We start from the raw sequence: 22542 nt of genomic DNA on the forward strand, positions 1-22542 counted from the left end.
GAGGCTAGAACCCCTTCAACAGCGGCAGGATCGTCGAATAATCGTCGGTCCACGCGGTGAAGTCCTTACGCGGCACCAGCGGAGCCCATTCGGGATCGCCCGACCGCAACGCCGCGATCGCGCGGGGGTCACGCGACAACGCAACCCAGTCCGACGCCGACGCGCGGTCGACGAGCAAGCTCGACGGGCGGTATTTCAGTTCGACCGCAATCCAGCCGCCCTCCTGCGCCGCCGCCGCAATCACCGGTTCGAGATCGATGAACCGGTTGGAAATATGCGCCAGCAACAGGCCCTTGCGTGACAGCACGCGGCCATAGGTCGCGAACGCCTCGCGCGTCATCAGGTGCATCGGCACCGAATCCGACGAGAACGCATCGAGCGCGAGCAGGTCGAGACTGTCGGGCGCATCGTGCGCGAGTGCGATCCGCGCGTCGCCCATCCGGATCTCGGACTTGGGCAGGCAGCGCGACAGATAGGTGAACTGACCCGTATCGCGCGCGATCCGCACCACCGCCGGGTCGATCTCGTAGAACCGCCAGCGCTGGCCCGGCCGCGCGTAGCAGGATAGCGTCCCCGTCCCGAGGCCCACTACGCCGATCCTGGCCTGCGGACCGTACAAGGCGGGCGCGGCGAGCATCGCTTGCCCGACGCCCGATCCGGCGGCGTAATAGGTGGTCGGCGTGCGCTCGCGCTCGGCTGAACCGCGCAACTGGATGCCGTGCACCGTCGTCCCGTGATCGAGCTCGCGCACGCCGCCATTCGGCCCCGGCGTATTGCGCACGGTATAGACACCGAAATAGCTCCGCACCCGCGCCCCCGGATCGAGCGAGAACTCGAGCGACCGGTACCCGCCGAACAATACGAGCGCGCCCGCCAGCACGACCATGTACGGCCGCCGCGCACCGATCGCGACGAACCCGATCGCTGCAATCACGAGGAAACCAAGACCTTGACTGTTTTCGCCGAACAGTCCGTCCGGGTTGCCGATCCGCAAGCCGATGAGAACGAGCATCGCGCCGACGATCGCCAGCAGCGCGACGTGTTTGGCAGGCCCCTTGCCCATCCAGAGCGCGCGGAACCGTCCGAACAGGTACATCTGCGGCACCAGCGCACCCGCCGCGAGGATCAGCAGCGGATATTCATACGTCCAGTCGAACACCACCGGCGCGATCAGCGCGGCGAACACGCCACCGAGCGCTCCCCCAGCCGACATTGCGAGATAGAACCCGGTCAGCCGATCGGGCGCCGGCCGCTTGCGATACAGCGCGGTGTGCAGCGCGACGGAGATCATGAACAGCAGCACCAGCGCGATCCCCGCGCTGAAGAACGGCCGTTCGCTGACCCCACCCATGATGATCCCACCGAACAGCAGGATCGTGATCGGCGCAATCCGCGTCAGCAGGTCGGCGAGCCAGCGATCGTTCGCGAACGCCACGCTGAAGCTCAGCAGGTACAGCCCGAGCGGGATCACCCACAGCAACGGCATCGCGACGATATCGGTCGTGATATAGGTCGACGTCGCCAGCATCATGCCCGACGGCACGAGCGCCAGCGCGATCCAGTGCGCAATCCGCCTGGCACCCGGCGGCGCGCTGGTCGCGGCGACATGATCGACCGCCGCGGTCTTCGGCAGGCGCGTGGCGCAGGCGAGCACCAGCACGATCAGCAGCAGATACCCGCCGCTCCACAACAGGCTCTGCCCGTGCACCGCCATCAGCGGCTCGACCAGCAGGGGATAGGCGATCAGCCCCGCGAAACTGCCGAGATTCGACGCGGCATACAGCGCATACGGATCGCCGCCGCCACTCGCCGCACTGAACCAGCGCTGGATCAGCGGCGCCTGCGCGGAAACCGCGAAGAACAACGGTCCGATCGACAGCCCGAGCAGCCACGGCACCCACAAAGCGGGCAGCGCGTCCGCCGGCAGGTCCATCGCGATCAACCCGATCGGCAACCACAACGCCGCGACGATCAGCACGCCGAGGTGGATCGCCGCCTGCGCCCGCGGCCTGACCTGCCCGAGCCAATGCGCATACGCATATCCCGCGAGCAGCAACGCCTGGTACACCAGCATCGCCGAGTTCCACACCGCCGGCGCGCCACCGAGCCGCGGCAACGCCATCCGCGCGACCATCGGCTGGACGAGGAACAGCAGGAACGACCCCGTCAGGATCGTCGCCACGAACATCGTCCGGCACCAGCGCGCCATCAGCGGTTTTTCAGACATAAGCGAGACGGTCGATCCGGTAGAGAATGTGGCGGCGGAGAACGTCGTCGTCAGCGAGTTTGGGGTGATCGAAATCGCCGTCGATTACGCGGGTCATACCGAGCCGCTCCATGAGCGCGCGGCTGGCCGTGTTTGCGGGGACGGTAATTGCCCAAATCGTCGGCAGGTTCAGTTCATGCCAACCCCAAGCGAGGGAGGCCTCCGCTGCTTCCCGAGCATATCCCTGGCCCCAGTCGGTCTGGACGAGACTCCAGCCGATCTCCGGCTTGCCGTCGATCGGGGTAGCGACCGGCCCCGGCTTGATCCCGCACCAGCCGATGAACGCCCCGGTATCCCGCCGCTCCAATGCCCAGAAGCACGCGCCATAATTGGCCAGCAATGCATTCTGGCGAATGACGACCGTGGCCGACTCCGCCAGCGACGGTGCCGACCCTAGATACGCCATGACGGCCGGATCGCTGCACATCGCGTGATGCGCGGCGGCATCGTCCTGCTGCCAGCCACGCAGGATCAGCCGCTCGGTTTCAATCATCACCCGAGCAATTTCGCCGCATGCGCCGCGTGGTACGTCAGCACGCCCGAGCAACCGGCGCGCTTGAACGACATCAGCGTCTCCAGGACCATCACGTCGCGCTCGGCGGCACCCGCTGCGACGGCGTGCTCGATCATCGCGTACTCGCCCGACACTTGGTACGCGAACACCGGCACCTCGAACGCCTGGCGGACGCGGACGATGATGTCGAGATACGGCAGGCCGGGCTTGACCATCACCGTGTCGGCGCCCTCGGCAAGGTCCATCGCGACCTCGCGCAGCGCTTCCTCGGCGTTGGCATTGTCCATCTGGTACGTCTTCTTGTCGCCCTTGAGCAGCCCGCGCGAGCCGACCGCATCGCGGAACGGGCCGTAGAACGCGCTCGCATATTTGGCGGCGTAGGACATGATCTGGACGTTGTGATGCGAGTCCGCCTCGAGCGCATCGCGGATCATGCCGATGCGTCCGTCCATCATGTCCGACGGGGCGATGATGTCGGCGCCCGCATTCGCCTGGTTCAAGGCCTGCGCGACGAGCATCTCGGCCGTCGTATCGTTGACGACATAGCCCGCCGCATCGACCAGCCCGTCATGCCCGTGGCTGGTGTAGGGATCGAGCGCGACGTCGGTCAGCACGCCGACCTCCGGCACCGCATCCTTCAGCGCGCGGATCGCCTGGCACATCAGATTGTCGGGGTTCAGCGCCTCGCGGCCGTCCTCCGTGCGACGCTCGACCTGCGTGTACGGGAACAGCGCGATGCACGGGATGCCGAGGTCGCGCGCCTCGCGGCCACGCGCGACGATGCCGTCGACCGACCAGCGCGACACGCCTGGCAGGCTGGCGATCGGTTGCTCGACGCCGGCTCCCTCGGTGACGAACAACGGCCAGATCAGGTCGGCGGGGGTCAGCACGGTCTCGGCATGGAGGCGGCGGCTCCAGGCGGAGGCGCGGGTGCGACGAAGGCGAAGCGCGGGATAGCTTGCGGTCATGCAGGCGGCTTTGCGGGATGCGTGGCGACGGATCAAGCGTTACGGCCCCAAAACGGAAGGCCGAGCGTTACGGCTGCGAAACCGCATACCGTGCGTTGGGGGTCTTATGTCGAACGATACGATCACGTCTGCCGCGCTCGTCGTCAACGCCAAGTCGCGCAAGGGCCAGAAGCTGTTCAAGCGTGCCTGTGCGGCGATGTCCGGACTGCCGTACGAGGTCGACGCGCATGCGGTCGAGGATCCGAAGGACCTCGAAGCGACCGTGCTGCGGGCGCTGGCGAAGAAGCCGGACCTGCTGATCCTCGGCGGCGGGGATGGCACGGTGAGCGGGTTGGTAGACCTGATGGTCGGCCACGACGTGATCCTCGGCGTCCTGCCGCTCGGCACCGCCAACAGTTTTGCGCGCACGCTCGGCATCCCGCTCAACATCGAAGGCGCGGTCGAGGTGATCCGTACCGGCAAGCCGCGCCGGATCGATCTCGGCATGATCGACGGTGATTATTTCGCGAACTGCGCCGCGATGGGCATCAGTCCGAAGATCGCCGCCACGGTGCCGCACGGGCTCAAGAAAGTGCTCGGCAAGGTCGGCTATCTCAGCTGGGCGGCGTATCAATATTTCCGCTTCCGGCCGTTCACGCTGATCGTCGGCGAAGGCCCGACCGCGGTGAAGATCCGGGTGGTCGAGGTGCGGATTTCGAACGGGCCATATCATGGCGGCACCGAACTGGTCGACGCGGCGGCCGTCGATTCGGGCGAGATCGTGGTGCAGGCGGTGATGGGTCACGTGAAGCGGCGGCTGGTGCAGAACTGGTATGCGAGCGTGTTCCGGCTCGAGTCGCGGCACGAAAAGGTGCGGGATTTTCGGGGGAAGAGTTTGAAGATCAACACGATTCCGCCGTTGCCGATCTCGATCGATGGGGAGGTGCTGGCGAAGACTCCGGTGACGGCGAAGGTCGCGGCGGGGATTATTCGGGTGATGGCGCCAGCTTGAGGCGGGGGTCGTTCCCTCCTCCTTGTTCTCCCGCGAAGGCGGGAGCCCAGTCTGGGTCCCCGCCTTCGCGGGGAAACAAGTACCAGGAGGTCATCGTTTTCCTGCACCACCCCGGCGAAAGCCGGGGCCCAATTGGAAAGGCCGGAGTAACTGCTGGCGGTCCTACGTTAGCGACGTTCCCCAATTGGGCCCCGGCCTGCGCCGGGGTGGAAGCTGGAGTGTCGTTACTTAACCCGCCGCACCGTCAGTACCTTAACCGGCGCAGCAATCATCTGCCCCTTCATCACCCCAACCCCAGCCGTCGGCGACGTCGACGCGGCAAGGATGCGCTTCACCACGTCCATCCCCTCGACGACATGCCCGAACGCCGCGAACCCCGCCGTGTCCCCGGTCCCCGCCGGGTTGGCGTCCAACGACAACACCGGCCCGACCGTAATGAAGAAGTCCGCGGTCGCGCTTCCCGGCGCGAACCGCGCCATCGAGATCGTCGCGTCGACATGCGACAGCCCGGTCTGGCTGGTGGGCTCGTGCTTCACCGGCGGCAACAGACGCTTCACCTCGCCCTGCGGTCCACCCTGGATCAGCCCCGCCTCGGCACCAAGCTTCATCGCGCGGTAGAACGTCACCCCGTCGAGCCGCTTCTGATCGACATAACGCAGGAAATTCGCCGTCGTCAGCGGCGCACGATCCTTCTCCAGCGCCAGCGTGATCACCCCCTCGCTCGTCGTCATCACGACCGAGACGGTCGCTGGCGCGGCGGGCGGCGGCACGGTCGGAGCCTCCTGCGCCGAGACGGAAACGGAGCCGAGAACGGCAAGAGCGAGCGTGACGAATTTGGAGATCATCCGCCACGCTACCGCGTCGCCTCCGCGCTGTCAGCGGCCTCGCGACACGATATTGCGCCCGGCATAGTTTTGCTTGGGTTTGCACGCCCGCGCGCAATGCGTATCCGGGACGCGATGACCGATCTTGCCATTCTCTACGAGCACCCGCTCTGGTTCGAACCGCTGTTCGCCGCCCTCGATCGCCGCGGCGTTGCGTTCACCCGCGCAACGCCCGACGGCTTCTGGAACCCGGCCGACCAGAGCGCCCCCGCCCCCGTCGTCTTCAACCGGATCGCAATGTCGAGCTTCCTGCGCGACGACGAGCATCCGATCTTCGACACGATGGCGATGCTCGATCACTGGCGCCGCACCGGGGCGCGCGTGATCAACGGCACCGACGTCCTCGCGATCGACGCCTCGAAAGCCCGGCAGTTGTCGCTGATCGCTTCGCTCGGTCTCGCGATCCCCGAGACGCGCGTCGTCCACCGCGCCGCCGACGTCGTCCCCGCTGCGCAGACGCTCCGCTTCCCGCTGGTCGTGAAGGCGAACATCGGCGGATCGGGCGCAGGCATCATCCGGTTCGACTCGCTCGAAGAATTGCGCACCGCCGTCGCCGACGCAGGCCTGCCGAGCAGCGTCGACGGCGTGCTGCTGGTCCAGGAATACGTCCCCGTCCGCGACGGCGCGATCACCCGGATCGAAACGCTAGACCGCAAGTTCCTCTACGCGATCGAAGTCGCAGGCGGCGGCGCGTTCGATCTGTGCCCGGCGGACGCGTGCGTCGTCCCCGGCTCGGGAATCAAGATGGCCGCGGTCGAGCCCTCGCAAACCTTGAAGGACGCCGCCGAAGCGATCGCCCGCGCGGTCGATCTCGACGTCGGCGGAGTCGAAGTTATGATCGACGACCGCGACGGCGTCGCGCGCTTCTACGACATCAACGCGCTGTCGAACTTCGTCGCCAAGCCCTTGAATGTGCTGGGCTGGGATCCGCACGACCGGCTCGTCGATTACCTGATCGAACAGATCGAGAAAGCCCGCTGATGCGCTACGGTTACTGGACTCCCGTCTTCGGCGGCTGGCTTCGCAACGTCCCCGACGAGGGGATGGAGGCGAGTTGGGCGTACACCAAGGCGCTGACGCAGAACGCCGAGCGCTGGGGCTACGACCTGACGCTGATCGCCGAGCTGAACCTCAACGATATCAAGGGCATCGAACAGCCCGCGCTCGACGCATGGTCGACCGCGGCGGCATTGGCGGCGGTGACCGACAGCATCGAATTGATGGTCGCGGTCCGCCCGAATTTCCATCACCCCGCGCTGTTCGCCAAGGCCGCGGCGAACATCGACCGGATCTCGGGCGGGCGTCTCGCGCTCAACGTCGTGTCGTCGTGGTGGGCGGACGAAGCCAAGCAATACGGACTCCAGTTCGACCAGCACGATGATCGCTACGCACGCACTGCCGAGTGGCTGACCGTCGTCGACGGGTTGTGGACCGAGGAACGGTTCGACTTCGCCGGGCAATTTTACACAACCGAACAGGCGATCTGCGCCCCCAAGCCCGCCAAGCGCCCGACCGTCTATGCCGGCGGCGAGAGCGAGAAGGCCAAGGCGATGATCGCCGCGCAATGCGACGCGTACGTCATGCACGGCGACCCCGCCGCCGCGATCGCGCCGAAGATCGCCGACATGGCGGCGCGGCGGGAAGCGGCCGGCGGCGCACCGATGCAGTACGGCATGGCCGCCTACGCCATAGTCCGAGACAGCGAGGCGGAGGCGAAGCGCGAACTCGAGCGCATCACCAGCGTCACCGAACTGCCTGCGGGCTATGCGAATTTCGACCAGTGGCTGTCGGGCACGCAGCTCGAACGCGAGTTGAAGATCCAGGAATACTCCGTCTCCAACCGTGGCCTGCGCCCCAATCTGGTCGGCACGCCCGAGCAGTTAAAGGAGCGCATCGCCGAGTACGAGGCCGCCGGTCTCGACCTGCTGCTGCTCCAGATGAGCCCGCAGAGCGAAGAGATGGAGCGGTTCGCGGCGCAGGTCATGGGCACCACATGATCCGTCTAACCGACGTCGTGAAAACCTACCCGGCCAGCGAAGCGGCGGCACTCGACGCCGTCTCGCTGGAGATTCCGGCGCGCGGCGTTTTCGGCGTCATCGGCCAGTCCGGCGCGGGCAAGTCGACGCTGATCCGTCTGATCAATGCGCTCGAACGCCCGAGTTCGGGGCGGGTCGAAGTCGATGGCGTAGACGTCGCGGCACTGTCCGCCAAGGACCTGCGCGCGCTACGCCGACGGATCGGCATGATCTTCCAGAACTTCGGCCTGCTGTCGTCACGCACGGTCGCCGCGAACGTCGCGTTCCCGCTCGTGCTGGCCGGCGTTCCCAAAGCCGAGCGCGAGACGAAAGTCGCCGCACTGCTCGACCGCGTAGGCCTCGCCGATCACGCGACCAAATACCCTGCCCAACTCTCCGGCGGCCAGAAGCAGCGCGTCGGCATAGCCCGCGCGCTCGCCACCGACCCCGACATCCTCCTGTGCGACGAAGCCACCAGTGCGCTGGATCCAGAAACGACCCGCTCCGTCCTGACCCTCCTCCGCGACCTCAACCGAGACCTCGGCCTGACGATCGTCCTCATCACCCACGAAATGGACGTCGTCCGCTACGTCTGCGACCGCGTCGCCGTCCTCGAACGCGGCCGCATCGTCGAAACCGGAGACGTCGCCGACATCTTCGCCAACGCCGTTCACCCCGCGACGCGACGCATGCTGGCGGCGCTGGCGGCATGAGCTTCTTTGCCAATATCGACTGGTCGGACATCGGCCAGGCGTGCCTCGACACGCTGATCATGCTCGGCGGATCGCTCGTACTGACGATCGCGTTCGGTCTCCCGCTTGGCGTCCTGCTCTACCTCACCGGCCAGGGCCGCCTGTCGCAGAACCGGGTCGCCAATGTCGTGCTTGGCGTCATCGTCAACATGCTCCGCTCCGTCCCGTTCATCATCCTGCTGATCGTGATGATCCCGCTCACCGTGATGCTCGTCGGCACCTCGCTAGGCGTCGCCGGCGCGATCCCGCCGCTCGTCGTGGGCGCCGCGCCCTTCTATGCGCGTCTCGTCGAGGGATCGCTCAAGGAGGTCGACCGCACCACGATCGAGGCGGTGCAGGCGATGGGCGCCACCACGCGCCAGATCGTCACCGGCGCGCTGATCCCCGAGGCTCTCCCCGGGCTGATCGCCGGCGCCACCGTCACCGCGGTCGCGCTCGTGTCGTTCACCGCGATGGCGGGCGTCGTCGGCGCGGGCGGGCTCGGCGATCTCGCGATCCGGTTCGGTTATCAGCGCTTCCAGACCGACGTCATGGTCGTCACCGTGGTGCTGCTGGTGGTGCTCGTCCAGATCATCCAATATGCCGGCGACGCGCTCGCCCGCCACTTCACCCGCCGCTAGGAATCGCCATGAACCGCCGCACCCTGCTCGCCTCGTTCTCGCTGCTCGCGCTTGCCGCTTGCGGAAGCGCCAAGACGAATGACGGCAAGACGCTGACGATCGCCGCGACCGCGGTGCCGCACGCCGAGATCCTGGAATCGATCAAGCCGACCCTCGCCAAGCAAGGTGTCGACCTCCAGATCCGCGTCTTCAACGACTACGTCCAGCCCAATCTCCAGGTCGAGCAGAAGCAGATCGACGTCAGCTATTTCGAAACCAAGCCATATCTTGACCAGTTCAACGCCTCGCGCGGTACGCATCTGGTGACCTATGCCGGCGTCCATGTCGAACCGCTCGGCGCCTATTCGCGCAAGTGGAAGTCGATCGCGCAGATCCCCAACGGCGCCACCGTCGCGATCCCGAACGAGCCGAGCAACGGCGGCCGCGCGCTATTGTTGCTCCAGAAGGCCGGGCTGATCACGCTAAGGAACCCGACCAATCCGCTGTCGAGCCTTAATGACATCGCCACCAACCCGAAGAACCTGCAGTTCAAGGAGCTGGAGGGCGCCACCCTGCCCCGCACGCTCGGCGAGGTCGATCTCGCGCTGATCAACACCAACTACGCGCTCGACGCCAAGCTCAACCCGGTCCGCGACGCACTCGCGATCGAGGACAAGAACAGCCCCTACGTCAATTTCGTCGTCGGCCTGCCCGGCGGCGAGAAGGATCCGCGCGTTGTGAAGCTGATCGCCGCGCTCCGCAGCCCGGCGACCAAGACCTTCATCGAGCAGCATTATCGGGGTGCGGTGCTGCCGGCGTTCTGATACCGGCGCGGCCTCGTTAGCATAATTTTTGAGGCCCCATGACGGTCGTCGCCGCGTATCTCTATCGTCATGGCAAGCGCGTCCGCGCGGTCTCGATCGACGAAAAGGTCGATTGCCCGGCGGATCGCTCCGAGTTCGTCTGGATCGGCATCTGCGACCCGTCGGCCGAGGAAATGCGGACGCTGAAGGAGCAGTACAACCTCCATCCGCTGGCGGTGGAGGACGCGATCAAGGCGGACCAGCTGCCCAAGGTCGACGTGTACGGCGACCAGCTGTTCGTCGTCGCGCGGACCGCACAGCTCGAAGCGGACAAGATAGAGTACGGCGAAACCGCGATCTTCGTCGGCCACAGTCACATCATCAGCGTCCGCCACGGATCGGCGCGGTCACACAAGGCGCTCCGCGAACAGCTCGAAGCCGCGCCGACCTTGCTGATCAACGGCGTCGACTATGTCCTCCACGCGATCCTGGATTACGTCGTCGACGGCTATTTGCCGATCATGGAAAGCATCGAGGACGAGGTGCTGGCGATGGAACAACGCACCATCGACGCGTTCCTGGGCCGCGACGAAATTGTCCGGATCTTTGGTCTGAGACGCGAAATGATCCGCTTCCAGCGCATCCTCGGACCGATGGGCGAGGTCGCGGGTAAGATCGTCCGCCTCGACCTGCCCTGCATCGACGCCGAGGCGAAACCATATTTCAGCGACGTGCTCGACCATGTCCGCCGCGTGCAGACGATGGTCGAGGGCCTGCGCGAAGTGCTGACGTCGGTGTTCGAATTCAGCAACCTGCTCGAACAGCAACGCACCGGCGCGATCACTCGCCAACTCGCCGCATGGGCCGCGATCCTCGCCGTCCCCACCGCGATCGCCGGGATCTACGGCATGAACTTCGAGAATATGCCGGAACTCAAGACGCAGTACGGGTATTTCGTCGTGCTGGGTGTGATCGCGGTCGTGTGTTCCGCGCTGTACGTGAAGTTCAAGCAGGCGAAGTGGTTGTAGGGCGGACGACCACTTCGAGCGCCATCTAACCTGAGTAGTCACACATCTCCCCCCCGGCGGAGGCCGGGGCCCAATTGGGGGACGTTCATGACGGGCGGCGCGATCCGTTACCGCGACCTTTCCAATTGGACCCCGGCCTCCGCCGGGGGGGTAGGTGCTGGAATGGAAGACGTTTAGCTCAAACCTTGACGAGCATCTTTCCCGTATTCCCACCCGAGAACAGCCCCAGAAACGCATCCGGCATCGTCTCGAGCCCGTCGTGAACCGTCTCCTGTCGCTTCAGCGTCCCCGCCGCCAGCATCCCGCCCATGTCCTTGTAGAACTCGTCGGCGCGGCTCATGAAATCGCTGACGATGAACCCGCGGATTTGAATCCGGTTACCGATCAGCCGCGCGAGATACTTCAGCTGCGTCGCCGCACCGCTGTTGTACACGTCGATCATCCCGCAGACGGCAAACCGCGCATGCATATTCGCATGTGCCAGTGCCGCGTCGAGATGATCGCCGCCGACGTTGTCGAAATACACGTCGATGCCCTTCGGCGCGGCCTGACCCAGCGCCTTCACCACCGGCACGTCGCCCTTGTAGTCGATCACTGCATCGGCACCGAGCGACTTGACCCAAGCGCATTTCTCCGCGCCGCCGGCCGAGCCGATCACCGTCATGCCCTTGGCCTTCGCGACCTGCACGACGGTCGACCCGACCGCACCCGCCGCTGCCGACACGAACACCGTATCGCCCGCCTTCGCCTCGGCCACCTGGAGCAGGCCGAAATACCCGGTCATCCCCGGCATGCCGAGCTGCCCGAGAAACGCCTGTGGCGGCACGTCGAGCGCGGGCAGCTTCTGCACTTGCACGGCGGGCACGACCGCCTCGTCGCGCCAGCCCGCCATGTGCAGCACCATGTCGCCGACCTTGATGCCGTCGTCGTTACTCTCGACCACTTCGCCGACCGCGCCGCCCTGCATCGCCTCGCCCAGCGCGAACGGCGGGACATAGCTTTTCACGTCGTTCATCCGCCCGCGCATGTACGGATCGACCGACAGCCAGCGGTTGGCGATCCGTACCTCGCCGGCGCCCAGCGTCGACTGGTCGAGATCAATCATGGCGAAGTCGGTATGCTTCGGCATGCCTTGCGGACGTGCCTTCAGGCTCCATGCACGGGCCATAAACTTGCTCCTGTGTTGATTATTCGTGTTGCGGGTATGGCGAAACACGCGCCCAGCGCAACCCGCAAAAAAGCCCGGACGTTGCCGCCCGGGCTCGTTGCCGGCTGACGTCATGCAACGCCAGCCAACGCTTTCAAACGGTTAGTACGTGGTCGAACCCGACTTGCCGAGCGTGTCCGACGTCGTACCGTTAGTCGTCGAACCCGGGGTCGTCGTGCCGGTGGTCGATGCCGCGCCCGTCGTGCTGCCGGTCTGGGTGGTCGAGCCATAGCCGGTCGTACCGGCGTCCTTCTTGTCACCGCCGGTACGATCGCCGCCCGTACGATCACCATAGTCGAACATCGCCGAGTTGCGCTCTTCCTCTTTCCACGCCGCCTTGGCTTCGTCGGCCGACTTCGACAGCGTCACTTTGCCGTCGACGGTCTTGATCCAGCGCGACGGGATCGAGTGATGGACGCCACCCGCATCCTTGTCGTTCTTGGTCAGCAGGATGCGGTCGCCCTTCACCTTGTCGACCGTACCGACATGGCTGCCGTCCGATCCGACGACTTCCATATGCTCGGCGACCTGCGACAGCGAACTGCGCTGGCCCTGGCGCTCGGTGCGCCATGACGAGAACTCGTTCTCGAACTTAGAGCGGTTCTCGTTGCGATACTCGTCATAGTCGCGGTCCAGCGCCGCAATCTGCGTGCTGCGCCAGCTATGATAATGGTCGTCATGCGTGTTCGACGAGCGGTTGCCGAACGCGCGGTTCTCCCCGCTGCCATAGGAACGATCATCATAGCGGGCATCGGCCTCGCGGCGACGCTCGGCCTCGTCGTCGCCGAACCACGAGCGGACCTCGTCACCCGCACGCGCGATGAACCCCCGGTCGTCATAATCGTAGCCCTGCGGCTGGCGACCATAGCCACGGTTGTCGCCGCGCGACGTGTTACGGTTGTCACCGTACGATGTATTACGGCTGTCGCCATGCGACGTGTTACGGTCGTCGTCGTCTGCGTGACGGTTGGAACCGACGTCCTGGAAACGGCGACCGTCCGACGCGTAGCTGCCGTGGTATTCGGTATCGCCCGAGCCCTGGCTGCGCTGGCCGTAATTCTGCTGGCCGTAACGCTGGTCCGAGTCCTGGCGACCATAGCCCTGCTGGCCGTAACTCTTGCTCGAGCCTTGGCCGTAACGCGACTGCCCATAGCGATCGCCGCCCGACGGCTGCTGGCGATCGTTGTGACCGCCGTAATAGTCACGGTCGCCCTGATCGCGGTTCTGCTCGCCGCGATATTGATCGCGACCATATTGCCCCCGGTCCTTCTGGTCGTTGCGCCCTTGATCGTCGCGACCAAACTCACCGGCGGCTGCGTAATCGCGCGCGCTGGATCGGCCGTAATCGCCACCGTCGGAACGGAAATCGCGACCGTAATCCTGCGAATTCGGCCGACCGTAATAGTCGCCCGATTGACGATCTCGGGTATTGCGTTCGTAGACCATAGGAACCTCCTAATTGCTGTCCTGCGGCTGCCGGCCCCGTCGATCGATTTAATCGGTCGCAGGCCCGTACATTCCGAAGACTACAAATGCCAAAAGCGCGGAATGTTCCTGGGTTTGCAGAGGCATGGCGGCGACACGACGCTGGTTCGCGACGACATGCAGGCGTTGGCCGGACTAGCTTCACCAACCGGTTGCAACCCACAAATCGAGCCGCTAAACCGCCAATCACGGCCTGCGGCCGACCGCGCGGGGCCGTAGCTCAGATGGGAGAGCGCTGCAATCGCACTGCAGAGGTCAGGGGTTCGATTCCCCTCGGCTCCACCAGCGCAAACTATTGAAAAAACAGGCTTTATTCAGTCAAGCTGCAAGTGACGTGATCACCAGCGTATCATTCGCGTATCGCAGATGGGCTGACGTGTGTTCCGAGAGCGCTTCGAAGAACGTATCGACCTCACGGATCGCAGTTACGAGATAGTCGGGGGAGAGGTGCTCATAATTCCTCGCCGTCGTATCCTGAGCGGTATGCCCTGCTAATGCCATGCGCTGCTCCTTGGGCACACCGCGCCTTGCAAGCCACGTCAGCATCGTATGGCGCAACGTCTTTGGCGTCGCTCCAATGACTCCCACTTCGGCGCATACGGCAGTCCAAACCGTTTTTACCGATCGGGTCTCCCGCTCGAAATGCGTAGGTCCGCCTGGAACTTGGTTACGCTCTGCGATCGGCACGCGATACTTGATCAATTTTCCTGTGATCCCGGAAACCCACGGGAGAATATGCTGTGCGATCGGCAGCACAGGCCGCCGCTTACGCAGGTGAACCTTGCCGGCGGCGTTAAGGTTGATGAGGTTGTTCTCGAGATCCACATTCTGATCGGTCAACTCGAGCACGGCCTCTGGCCGACCCGCGGTACCCAATTCGATGACGATAAATGCGATCAGATGTTCGCGCTCCGGCCGCCCCGAGCACGCGTTCAAGATGGCAGCGATCTCCTGCAAGGTCAGCACGCGATCACGCGCCGGCGCCTTTTGCTGCGGAGGGACATCCGCAATGAATGGTGCATGCTCGAGCTTCTGGTTTTTCCAAGCCCAGTTCAGCGCACCACGCATTGCAGCAAGATCGCGACTGATCGTATGCCCACCAGCACCGGCTTTTGCACGCTCGGCTCGAAACCGTGCCTGAAGGGGCGGCGTGAGATCCGCGACAGTCACGGCCGCGCCCAATCGCCCTGCCCTTCGCTCGCCATCGAAGAAGTTCATCCAGTGAACAACGGAAACCGCGTACCGATCGGGTGCTGCAAGAGTAGATACGTGGTATTTCAACCAGTCCGCCATGAGGTCCTCGACGAGTGCCTCATCGCGTCGCTGACGCACCGGACGGCTGTGTTCGAGGTAATGAGCGGCTAACGCGTCGTTTGCTGCCGGAGGTGGCTGATCTGCCGAACCTCCTCGGACAGTCGTAGCCTTGCGCCTCGTGACGTCGCCTCCATCTCCAGGACGTTTTTCGAGCCAGCAGATGTTCCAGGTTCCGGTGTCCGGCCTTTGCCAGAGCCAGAACGGTCCAAGTTGTTGTCGTTTGCCGTCGCGCTTACGCATGCTTTCCTCATCTCCTCAGCCTCCATGCGGGCCAAGATCTGGTAAATATCGTGCCTCAAGAGCACCCGTGCAGCCTCATTCGATAGGTGCAGCTTGCCATCGGGTGTCTTTGCTACTCGCCGAAGACGCTTCATCACCTCGAAGATCGGATCGTCGAAAGTCACGGACATGCGCATTCGATTGTCTGAGGGCCTGCCAATAGGTCGCTTGAAGGGCGGCCTGATGGCGCGGGTTCGGTGATGGGTGGCGCGCATCTGGCGCGCTCACGAAGCGAAACGTACGGGTTGCTGTGCATCGGTAATATCTATAACGCGATTGACACGTTGTCGAGTGGGAAAACCTACTGCGGCAAATCGCTCTTAGATTAATTAGGGAAGAAACAGTGACAATTGAGGCCGATAACGACCGCCCCCTCGCGCACACCGAGGCCACCAAAATGTTGGCGGAAGCTGTGGCGCTTAAACAGGCACAGGGGCTCTCCCAGCGAGATTTGGCGCTTGCGTTAGGCTATAAATCGGGCGTGATCGTGAGCCACATGGCCACCGGCCGCGCGCCCATTCCGATCGACCGATCGAAGGACATCAGCGATCTTCTCGACCTGGATCGGAACGCGTTTCTACTGGCGGTTCTCGAACAAAGGTTGCCCATGCTCGATTTCCGGTCGTTGATCGGAAACCGTCCATTAATTGACGAAAAGGACGAACGGCTGATGAAGCAATTCGAGGTCATCGCTGGTCGGCCGCTGTCGACGCTTCCTGCTGATCAACTCGACCTTATTCGAGAAAGCTTGGCGGACAGGGAGCCCCGCTCACGCTGGCTAAGCCTCCACGAGCTACCGATCGTCGCCCTCATCCGGCAGCTTCGACCAACGTTTCGAAGCCAAGGGCTTACATCGGCCGAGCAGGAGAAGGTGAAGGACGCACTGCGATAATGGAGTACCCAACCCGGCCGCCTCGTACGCGCGTGAAGCCTCCAGTCGTTTTCCGGGATGACCGGCCCGACCCTTTCCACCGGGATGCAATCCGAGCTGGGATCATGGAGCTCATTACCCAGCACAAAGCCACTCATTCCCTGACGTTAAACATCAACCGCGGGATGAATATTGACAACGTGAAAAGGTTGTTTGGCAAGATCTGCTACAGCGTTGATCAAGATCGTTTCAGCAAGAAGCGTGTCGATCGAATAGTATCGTCGTTTCGCTTTTCGGCGATAGCGTTCATTGAGCACGCCGACTCCCATCCGCACCTGCATGCTGCGGTTAACCTTAGCCCGTCATGGCTCGGGGGCTTTGTCGATGACAGCTACGTCTGTCGCCTGGAGGCTCATTGGCTTCGGATTACGAAAGACTCAGGGTCCATCCAGTTAGACCCCATTTTTTGCGATGCCGGATGGGGCCGCTACATTACTAAGAGCATGCGGCGAGATGATGAGTTTCTTCTATCAACTGATTTCCATCCGAGCGATTCTCTGATACAATCGTCAGATCTGAGAATGGTTTTGGAGCAACTTGCTCCTTAAATCTCATTCGCGAGCCTTGCGCTTGTAGACATCACGTTGGGGACCGCTTGTTCGTCGGTGCGCCCAGCTCACGCCGAAGCAGCGCTAGGCAAGGGCAAGACGTTTCTATCTCAGCAGCTTGTCGGCGTGTCGTCGGCCGGCATTCCTGAGGTATTGCCAATCGCATTCAGCTTCAAATCGCCCTAAAATAACAAGGCAAACCGCAGCGAAGCGAAGGTGCAGCCTCGTGCCGACGCAGTCGGCACATACCTGACCGGACTTGAGCAACGCGCTGGGATCCACGCACAAGCGGGAAGCCTCTAAATCGCAAAATCGCCTATGGCTTGACGCCGTGAAACGGTGGCTGGCCATCGCACCTTGACGAAGTCGAGGTGCCTGCGCGTCGACTGTTGTCACAGGGACACTTTACGACTTCACGCGACGCTATAGCGAACCCGGTCTGCGCGGAGCATCACCATCTTGGCCAAGGCTTCACCAACCGCTGTATCAGATGACATCGTGTCTATAGCACTAATGATGGATGTCGTGACGCGCGCGATCCTTTGGCGAAGCAACGGGTAGGTGATCCCCGCGCTTCCAGCGAATGCCTTCCATGTATCCTTGGTAACCTCGTCGATCGTGCCCGCGCTTCCGAGCCTCATGGCCATGCGTGATGCCAACGCAGGCCATTGGATCGTCGAGAGCAGATCGTAGAACGGTGCCAGCCGTGGTCCACGGTCGTCGAGCACGAACGAGAAGTTCTTGCCGTGGGCGTCTGCGTTGCCGATCACGAGATTGAAGATTGCCACGTCGACCAGGTTCAACACCGCCGGCGCCGGCACCCTGACATAGCCCCGCGTGAGCGCGAACAGGTCACGGAACGCTGGACCGCCTTCTGCTGCGTACTTGCGCTCCGGTGGTACGCCCAGCGCCTGACACGCGTCCTCCTGATGAAGACGCGACGTGATGCCGCCCTCGGTGGTTACACGATCATAGCGTTCGACGAGCAGATACGGATGACCCTCCGCCTGTCGTGCTTCGGCATGTGCTGTCGGCAGACCAACGCGCGCGGCGAGCGTCATGCACCATGCCTCGTTCTGAACCGAACCGGCAAAGCGTTCGATCTCCGGCTTGATGATGTGGGTGGTCGGCTGCCCTGGTGCGGGGAGTGCGGGGCTTCCGTCGACGAGCACGACGGGAATCTTGGCCTGGGCTCCAGCGAGGCTCAGGCGCAGTCCATCCTCACCGGCGAGTAAAGGTCGGCCGGGTAGCCTCGCGAGAATGTCGGCAAGCGCGGCATCGCTTAGAACGCGCGGTGCGCCGGTCGTCGAGCGTTCCGGTGGGCCCTGCCCTGGCGGTAATAGCGTGATCGCGCCTGCGACATCGCCACCGAGGCGATCCAGCAAGGCAAAGTCATTGGCAACCGAAACACCCAGCGCTGCCGCGGCGCCTTGTCGCTGGTCGGCTTCGGGCAGCAATCCCCCGAAGAACGGACGGCAGGCCGCGCGGTTGAAAGGCTGAGCGCGTAGCGGCAGGGAGCGCGACAACGGCCTGTTGTGGCCGCTTGCCCACGCGGGGTCATATCCAAAGCTGAGATCGCCGCTACGATCCTGCGTCAGCAGGCCGACGACATTCCGGTCCCACCACACGACAAGTGCGCGGTCGATCATCGATCAAGGCCATCGAGGCTTAGCATCAACCCCAGCGCGGCAAGTACCGCCATCGCCTTGCCAAGTTGGATTGTCGGCTTGCCCGCTTCGAGCTCGATAACGAACCGCGTGCCCACGCCCGCGACACCGGCGAGCTCCTCCTGGCGCAAGCCTTGCGCCTTGCGGGCGGCCCGGACTGCGGCGCCGAGCTCATATGTGGTGGCGAAGCTTTTGAATATCATCCTGATCGGGAAGATAGCGAATATATGCGACAGCGCAACTTTCATTATTCCCGATCAGGAATACTGAGACTAACGTTCAGTCAAAGGGGCCTAAAAATCCCGATCGGTAACATAATCATCGAAACGATCGCGCCCCTCACCTCTCATTGTCCAGTGACCCCTACCAGCCTCGGCGGTCTGACTATTCAACTAACGGGGAGGCGGCGATCCAGACGGGCATGCAGCAGCCTTATCAATGCGGGATCCATGAACGCATAATCATCCGGTATGTCGAGGCAGATCATGTGCTTGCCGTTAAGCGACGACCGAAACCGTTGTTGTACCTTCCGTCAATGAATCTTTTCCATCACCACGATGACATCGGCCCACCTGACGAGTTCCGCGGTCAGCGGGTTCTCTGCGTCGTTGTTCGTGCCCGCGGAGTCGACCTCGAGATCGTGGCGCGACGCGAACACCTGTTCCGCGGTCGGGCTGCGGAGGCGGTTCTGGCTGCACACGAACAAGATTTTCTTCACACTACCGCACCTCAAAGCCGACTTATTTTCGATCGCGACCGCGTATCGGTCGGCATCGTCGTGGCACGCATCATACGTCTATGGCGACCGGTCGCCCAGCAGGAGGACATAAGGGAGACCGAACGCCGCGGGATCGTTGTCGAGCCTCACAGGGAGCCACGCAGCAATGAACCTCGACCAGATCGCCACCGAAATCGCCGCCGAGATCCAAGCCGATGCAAAGGTTATCGAAAACGCAGCGGATGCAAAGACACCGGGCCTCGTCCCCGGACCGTTCGGTATGGCGATCGCAAAGGTCGATGGTTCGCTGATCCGGGCAGGATCGGCCGAAACCTTCCCCATCCAGAGCATCTCGAAGGTCTTTGCGTTCAGCCTTGCCCTGGAGAAGCTTGGCGATACGGTGTTCGAACGGGTCGGGCGTGAGCCGTCGGGCGATCCGTTCAACTCTGTGATCGATCTCGAGAGAACCGAAGGGATCCCCCGCAATCCGTTCATCAACGCGGGTGCGCTCGTCATCGTCGACATGCTCGTCGAGCAGTTCGGCGAGGGTGCCCGCGATGCCGTGATCGAACTCGTGAAGGGCGGGATCGAGGATGCCACGTCGAAAACTGCGGTAGCACTTGACCAAGACGTGCTGAACGAGGGCGGCGACCTCAACCGTGCAATACTGCATTTCATGCTGCATCACGACAATGTTCGCTCACCGACCGACGCGGTCATGGACGCTTATGCGCGGCAGTGCGCGGTCAGCGTGGATTGCGTCGGGTTGGCACAGGCGGGATGCTATTTGGCCGATACGCGTATGGTTGCCGATGCCACGGACGACCGCGCCAAGCGGATGCGGACAACGCTCGCGCTAATGATGACGTGCGGCCATTACGACGGTTCGGGTGACTTCGCCGTCCGCGTTGGCCTACCCGCCAAGAGCGGCGTTGGCGGCGGGATTCTCGCAATTGCACCCGGCATTGCCTCGATCGCGGTGTGGTCGCCCAATCTCGACCAGCATGGCAATTCGATGCTCGGCGTGCGTGCGCTCGAGATGCTCAACGCGCGCACCGGCTGGTCCGTCTTTGGTCCACCGGTCGACTGAAAGGAGCGCCTCCGTACCCGCTTGCCGCCGAAGCGAACCTCGCACATGATCACTGAAAAGGGGGAACGCGCGTGAACAAGTGGGTGCTGATATTGGCACTGGTCATCGCAACGCCTATCGAGGCGCGGGACCTTGGCGTGCCGGCCGACAAGGGCTGGAAACATGCTGAAACCGGTCTGATCCTCATGCCGCAACTGGCCGGTCTTTCGCGCACCACGCTCACCGATGCGACCGAGACCGAGCATGACGTGGCTGCGCAATATGACGTGGCGGACAAGAGCGTGTTCGCGACGATCTACCTCTTCCATCCGGCGATTCCCGACGTGGCGTTGTGGTTCGATCGATCGCAAACCGCGCTCGAAACACGCAACATCTTCCGTCATGCTGCTCCGGCCAGCGCCGACCCGATCCCATTCGCCGCTTCGAACAGCGGAACGGCAACGTCTCTGCGCCAAGTCTATGCCACACCCGGCGGCGCGTATCGGAGCACTGCCCTCGCGGTCGTGCCGGTCGGCGAATGGATCGTCAGCATCCGCATGAGTGCGAAGACACTGACAGCGGACCAGCTCGACGCCAGCCTGCAACAGGTGATCAAGGCCGTCCGTTGGCCGCCCTCCACTACCACCGCGACCATCGCGGCCGCCCCGATCAAGACTTGCCCCACGCCGCTGACCTTCACCAAGGCCAAACAGGCCAAGCCGAACGGTGGCGACCTGCTGATGTCTCTGATGGCCAGCACCATGGCGACCAAGGCAAAAGCAGAAGAGAAGCCGACTCCGCTCGTGCCGCATCCGAGCTGGTGTCGTGAAGGCACCGCAAGCACCGAATACGGCGTCTATCGGTCGAGAGCGAGCACGGGCGGCTACGTCATGGCGCTCTACGATGCCGGTCGTGTCATCAACGTCTATCCCTCGCTCATGGGCCAGGTCGACAAGAGCGGGACCTATGCGGTGTCGCTGGAGGATGTCGAAGGCACGACGTCGGTCTATCCGTCGTTCACAGCCCTGCCCTTGCCCAAGCAGGTGTGGGATCTGGTCGGAAGCGGCAAACGCAGCGGTACAATGAAGGGCAAGCAGATGACGATCGACCCGAAGGCGCTCTGACTAGGGCACCTGCCCGAACCCAGGGGTCAACCGCGATTGATGCGATCGATCAGCGCGGGCAGTTCGGCTAGGCTCCGCAGCGTCGCGAAGCGATCCGAATCCTCAGGGGGTGTCGCATGCTCATGCGCCCAGGCATCGTCCTGCGGAACATAGGCCGCCCACGCCCCAGCCTCCAGCGCCGGACGCACGTCGGAGCGCATTGAATCCCCTGCCATCACCGCCTCGGCAGGCTGCACCGCATATCGCTCAAACAGCCGCGTGAAGGTATCGGTGGTCTTGTCACTGACGATCTCGACACCGGCAAACCGATCGCCGAGGCCCGACGCGGCAAGCTTCGCTTCCTGATGTAGCAGGTCGCCCTTCGTGACGAGAACAAGCCGACCGCGATCCGCCAAATCCTCCAGTGTCTGAGCGATCCCGTCGAACAGTTCGACAGGGTGCGCAAGCAGCGACCGACCTGCCGCCAAGATGTCCGCGACCATTGTCGGCTTCAAATTGGCACCGCAAAGCTCGACCGCAGTTTCGATCATCGACAGCGTGAAACCCTTCGCACCGTAACCGTAAAGCGGCAGGTTGCGCGCCTCGCATGCTTCCAGTGCCGGGCGTGCAACATGCGTATCGGCGAACGGACGCAACATCTCCAGCAGCGCATCTTCGGCCACATTGATGTGCCGCATGTTATGCCAGAGCGTGTCATCGGCATCGAGGCAGATAAGGCGTATCGTCATGGCCACGTTTTACACCCGGCGTTCTGTCGAGCCATACCAATTCACTACTGCGCGCGCACTGGAAACCATCAAGCCAGACCGTTCGGGAACATCCAGGAACGTCCAGGCAACGCGACTACCATTCGCTCCCACGCCTAGAACAGCACCCCGCGTGGTTGCGTTTAGTTGTCAAATAGTTGCGCGTTTTTGATGATTTGAGACGCAACTCGATGCCACCCGCATTCCACCGTCAGGCATGCAATCACCGATCGTCAACAACGAACGAAGGTGACATTATGCTCGACAACTTACCCCCACCATCCGCGTCGCTAAGGCTCTATCAGGTGAGCTATGAGACATGGATCCCTCCGGTGATCGTGGCAGCTAGGGCGCCCGAGCGTGCTGCGGCAATCGCAACTTACGGTCGGCCCCCGGTGCCTGGTCCACCGGGGGCTATCGTTATCGACGTCACAGATGAGTTCGTGGCGCTTTCACCGGTAGCCGCATCGCATGTTCAAGCCCTGATCTTGGGAAGGGTAGAAGGCGTGGTATCTTAAGAGGTGGCCCCGGTTGTCTGAACAGGCTCGCGGTCTGGATAAGTGGATCGCCGCTGGTTGATCATGCCGCTGCGAGAAGCGGCTGGTCGAAGTATACCTGGTCCGGTGTCCTGGTA

At 63.3% G+C, this 22542-nt stretch carries 22 protein-coding genes and 1 tRNA gene; 12 read left to right on the forward strand and 11 right to left on the reverse strand.

Going from position 1 to position 22542, the window contains the following annotated elements; all coding sequences use genetic code 11:
• Positions 1-4: 4 nt before the first annotated feature.
• Genes U1708_RS15725 through hemB form a run of 3 tightly spaced genes read right to left on the reverse strand, consistent with a single transcriptional unit; the run spans position 5 to position 3748 of the window.
• A complete protein-coding gene (locus U1708_RS15725; RefSeq protein ID WP_332746756.1) occupies positions 5-2227 on the reverse strand; it encodes a spermidine synthase in 2223 nt (740 codons plus the stop codon).
• The gene (locus U1708_RS15730; protein WP_332746757.1) at positions 2220-2759 is read right to left on the reverse strand and encodes a GNAT family N-acetyltransferase; all 540 of its coding nucleotides are present in this window, start codon (positions 2757-2759) and stop codon (positions 2220-2222) included. Before U1708_RS15730 ends, U1708_RS15725 begins: the two co-directional genes overlap by 8 nt.
• Positions 2759-3748 carry a porphobilinogen synthase gene (gene hemB, locus U1708_RS15735; RefSeq protein ID WP_254685826.1) on the reverse strand — a complete coding sequence of 330 codons (990 nt, stop codon included), beginning with the start codon at positions 3746-3748 and terminating at the stop codon, positions 2759-2761. Before hemB ends, U1708_RS15730 begins: the two co-directional genes overlap by 1 nt.
• A 106-nt stretch (positions 3749-3854) precedes the next feature.
• On the opposite strand from hemB, the gene U1708_RS15740 reads away from it, so the two are divergent.
• Positions 3855-4739, forward strand: a complete 885-nt coding sequence (locus U1708_RS15740; RefSeq protein WP_307084205.1) for a diacylglycerol/lipid kinase family protein — start codon at positions 3855-3857, stop codon at positions 4737-4739.
• Positions 4740-4963: 224 nt separating this feature from the next.
• On the opposite strand, the gene U1708_RS15745 is transcribed toward U1708_RS15740, so the two are convergent.
• On the reverse strand, positions 4964-5584 hold the full coding sequence (locus U1708_RS15745; protein WP_332746762.1) for a peptidylprolyl isomerase: 621 nt from the start codon (positions 5582-5584) through the stop codon (positions 4964-4966).
• A 114-nt stretch (positions 5585-5698) separates the two neighbouring features.
• Between U1708_RS15745 and U1708_RS15750 the strand changes: the two genes are divergently transcribed.
• The 6 genes from U1708_RS15750 to U1708_RS15775 are packed head-to-tail and all read left to right on the forward strand — an operon-like array spanning position 5699 to position 10820.
• Positions 5699-6604, forward strand: coding sequence for an ATP-grasp domain-containing protein (locus tag U1708_RS15750; protein ID WP_332746764.1), 906 nt, complete (start codon positions 5699-5701; stop codon positions 6602-6604).
• Entirely contained in the window at positions 6604-7620 is a 1017-nt protein-coding gene (locus U1708_RS15755) for an LLM class flavin-dependent oxidoreductase (RefSeq protein WP_332746766.1), read from the forward strand. The genes U1708_RS15750 and U1708_RS15755 overlap by 1 nt, the downstream gene beginning before the upstream one ends.
• Positions 7617-8351 carry a methionine ABC transporter ATP-binding protein gene (locus tag U1708_RS15760; RefSeq protein ID WP_332746767.1) on the forward strand — a complete coding sequence of 245 codons (735 nt, stop codon included), beginning with the start codon at positions 7617-7619 and terminating at the stop codon, positions 8349-8351. The genes U1708_RS15755 and U1708_RS15760 overlap by 4 nt, the downstream gene beginning before the upstream one ends.
• Entirely contained in the window at positions 8348-9010 is a 663-nt protein-coding gene (locus tag U1708_RS15765) for a methionine ABC transporter permease (RefSeq protein WP_332746768.1), read from the forward strand. The genes U1708_RS15760 and U1708_RS15765 overlap by 4 nt, the downstream gene beginning before the upstream one ends.
• Positions 9011-9018: 8 nt before the next feature.
• On the forward strand, positions 9019-9813 hold the full coding sequence (locus tag U1708_RS15770) for a MetQ/NlpA family ABC transporter substrate-binding protein (protein WP_332746769.1): 795 nt from the start codon (positions 9019-9021) through the stop codon (positions 9811-9813).
• A 38-nt stretch (positions 9814-9851) separates the two neighbouring features.
• Positions 9852-10820 carry a magnesium and cobalt transport protein CorA gene (locus U1708_RS15775; protein ID WP_332746770.1) on the forward strand — a complete coding sequence of 323 codons (969 nt, stop codon included), beginning with the start codon at positions 9852-9854 and terminating at the stop codon, positions 10818-10820.
• Positions 10821-10998: 178 nt separating this feature from the next.
• Here the strand turns inward: U1708_RS15775 and U1708_RS15780 are convergent, their stop codons facing one another.
• On the reverse strand, positions 10999-11988 hold the full coding sequence (locus U1708_RS15780) for an NADP-dependent oxidoreductase (protein WP_332746771.1): 990 nt from the start codon (positions 11986-11988) through the stop codon (positions 10999-11001).
• 141 nt (positions 11989-12129) lie between these two features.
• Positions 12130-13473 carry a DUF2171 domain-containing protein gene (locus tag U1708_RS15785; protein WP_332746772.1) on the reverse strand — a complete coding sequence of 448 codons (1344 nt, stop codon included), beginning with the start codon at positions 13471-13473 and terminating at the stop codon, positions 12130-12132.
• Between the two features lie 248 nt (positions 13474-13721).
• Between U1708_RS15785 and U1708_RS15790 the strand changes: the two genes are divergently transcribed.
• Positions 13722-13797: transfer RNA gene (locus U1708_RS15790), tRNA-Ala, on the forward strand.
• A gap of 33 nt (positions 13798-13830) precedes the next feature.
• On the opposite strand, the gene U1708_RS15795 is transcribed toward U1708_RS15790, so the two are convergent.
• On the reverse strand, positions 13831-15066 hold the full coding sequence (locus U1708_RS15795) for a tyrosine-type recombinase/integrase (RefSeq protein WP_332746773.1): 1236 nt from the start codon (positions 15064-15066) through the stop codon (positions 13831-13833).
• A 382-nt stretch (positions 15067-15448) separates the two neighbouring features.
• On the opposite strand from U1708_RS15795, the gene U1708_RS15800 reads away from it, so the two are divergent.
• A complete protein-coding gene (locus U1708_RS15800; protein ID WP_332746774.1) occupies positions 15449-15997 on the forward strand; it encodes a hypothetical protein in 549 nt (182 codons plus the stop codon).
• A gap of 104 nt (positions 15998-16101) precedes the next feature.
• On the forward strand, positions 16102-16584 hold the full coding sequence (locus tag U1708_RS15805) for a hypothetical protein (protein ID WP_332746775.1): 483 nt from the start codon (positions 16102-16104) through the stop codon (positions 16582-16584).
• 413 nt (positions 16585-16997) lie between these two features.
• Here the strand turns inward: U1708_RS15805 and U1708_RS15810 are convergent, their stop codons facing one another.
• The 3 genes from U1708_RS15810 to U1708_RS15820 all read right to left on the reverse strand — a co-directional run bounded on the left by U1708_RS15810 (position 16998) and on the right by U1708_RS15820 (position 18969).
• Entirely contained in the window at positions 16998-18233 is a 1236-nt protein-coding gene (locus tag U1708_RS15810; RefSeq protein WP_332746776.1) for a type II toxin-antitoxin system HipA family toxin, read from the reverse strand.
• On the reverse strand, positions 18230-18499 hold the full coding sequence (locus U1708_RS15815; RefSeq protein ID WP_332746777.1) for a helix-turn-helix transcriptional regulator: 270 nt from the start codon (positions 18497-18499) through the stop codon (positions 18230-18232). The genes U1708_RS15810 and U1708_RS15815 overlap by 4 nt, the downstream gene beginning before the upstream one ends.
• 284 nt (positions 18500-18783) lie before the next feature.
• Positions 18784-18969 (reverse strand): arsenate reductase/protein-tyrosine-phosphatase family protein, encoded by a 186-nt coding sequence (locus tag U1708_RS15820; protein ID WP_332746778.1) that lies wholly within the window; start codon positions 18967-18969, stop codon positions 18784-18786.
• 166 nt (positions 18970-19135) lie between these two features.
• On the opposite strand from U1708_RS15820, the gene glsA reads away from it, so the two are divergent.
• Complete coding sequence (gene glsA / locus U1708_RS15825) at positions 19136-20059, forward strand: glutaminase A (protein WP_332746779.1); 924 nt, start codon at positions 19136-19138, stop codon at positions 20057-20059.
• A 71-nt stretch (positions 20060-20130) separates the two neighbouring features.
• Positions 20131-21162 carry a hypothetical protein gene (locus U1708_RS15830; RefSeq protein ID WP_332746780.1) on the forward strand — a complete coding sequence of 344 codons (1032 nt, stop codon included), beginning with the start codon at positions 20131-20133 and terminating at the stop codon, positions 21160-21162.
• A 26-nt stretch (positions 21163-21188) separates the two neighbouring features.
• Here U1708_RS15830 and U1708_RS15835 read toward each other — a convergent pair whose 3' ends face one another.
• Positions 21189-21890: an HAD family hydrolase gene (locus U1708_RS15835; RefSeq protein WP_332746781.1), complete on the reverse strand. Its 702-nt coding sequence runs from the start codon at positions 21888-21890 to the stop codon at positions 21189-21191.
• Positions 21891-22542 lie beyond the last annotated feature (652 nt).

The sequence above is a fragment of the Sphingomonas arabinosi genome, assembly GCF_036663715.1.
GTDB lineage: Bacteria > Pseudomonadota > Alphaproteobacteria > Sphingomonadales > Sphingomonadaceae > Sphingomonas.

Coding starts and splice junctions, on each gene's coding strand:
- U1708_RS15795 (WP_332746773.1), bottom strand. CDS start 15,066: ATGCGTAAGCGCGACGGCAAACGACAACAACTTGGACCGTTCTGGCTC.
- glsA (WP_332746779.1), top strand. CDS start 19,136: ATGAACCTCGACCAGATCGCCACCGAAATCGCCGCCGAGATCCAAGCC.
- U1708_RS15740 (WP_307084205.1), top strand. CDS start 3,855: ATGTCGAACGATACGATCACGTCTGCCGCGCTCGTCGTCAACGCCAAG.
- U1708_RS15750 (WP_332746764.1), top strand. CDS start 5,699: ATGACCGATCTTGCCATTCTCTACGAGCACCCGCTCTGGTTCGAACCG.
- U1708_RS15780 (WP_332746771.1), bottom strand. CDS start 11,988: ATGGCCCGTGCATGGAGCCTGAAGGCACGTCCGCAAGGCATGCCGAAG.
- U1708_RS15810 (WP_332746776.1), bottom strand. CDS start 18,233: ATGATCGACCGCGCACTTGTCGTGTGGTGGGACCGGAATGTCGTCGGC.
- U1708_RS15765 (WP_332746768.1), top strand. CDS start 8,348: ATGAGCTTCTTTGCCAATATCGACTGGTCGGACATCGGCCAGGCGTGC.
- U1708_RS15730 (WP_332746757.1), bottom strand. CDS start 2,759: ATGATTGAAACCGAGCGGCTGATCCTGCGTGGCTGGCAGCAGGACGAT.
- U1708_RS15760 (WP_332746767.1), top strand. CDS start 7,617: ATGATCCGTCTAACCGACGTCGTGAAAACCTACCCGGCCAGCGAAGCG.
- U1708_RS15785 (WP_332746772.1), bottom strand. CDS start 13,473: ATGGTCTACGAACGCAATACCCGAGATCGTCAATCGGGCGACTATTAC.
- U1708_RS15745 (WP_332746762.1), bottom strand. CDS start 5,584: ATGATCTCCAAATTCGTCACGCTCGCTCTTGCCGTTCTCGGCTCCGTT.
- U1708_RS15755 (WP_332746766.1), top strand. CDS start 6,604: ATGCGCTACGGTTACTGGACTCCCGTCTTCGGCGGCTGGCTTCGCAAC.
- U1708_RS15805 (WP_332746775.1), top strand. CDS start 16,102: ATGGAGCTCATTACCCAGCACAAAGCCACTCATTCCCTGACGTTAAAC.
- U1708_RS15775 (WP_332746770.1), top strand. CDS start 9,852: ATGACGGTCGTCGCCGCGTATCTCTATCGTCATGGCAAGCGCGTCCGC.
- U1708_RS15725 (WP_332746756.1), bottom strand. CDS start 2,227: ATGTCTGAAAAACCGCTGATGGCGCGCTGGTGCCGGACGATGTTCGTG.
- U1708_RS15770 (WP_332746769.1), top strand. CDS start 9,019: ATGAACCGCCGCACCCTGCTCGCCTCGTTCTCGCTGCTCGCGCTTGCC.
- U1708_RS15815 (WP_332746777.1), bottom strand. CDS start 18,499: ATGAAAGTTGCGCTGTCGCATATATTCGCTATCTTCCCGATCAGGATG.
- hemB (WP_254685826.1), bottom strand. CDS start 3,748: ATGACCGCAAGCTATCCCGCGCTTCGCCTTCGTCGCACCCGCGCCTCC.
- U1708_RS15835 (WP_332746781.1), bottom strand. CDS start 21,890: ATGACGATACGCCTTATCTGCCTCGATGCCGATGACACGCTCTGGCAT.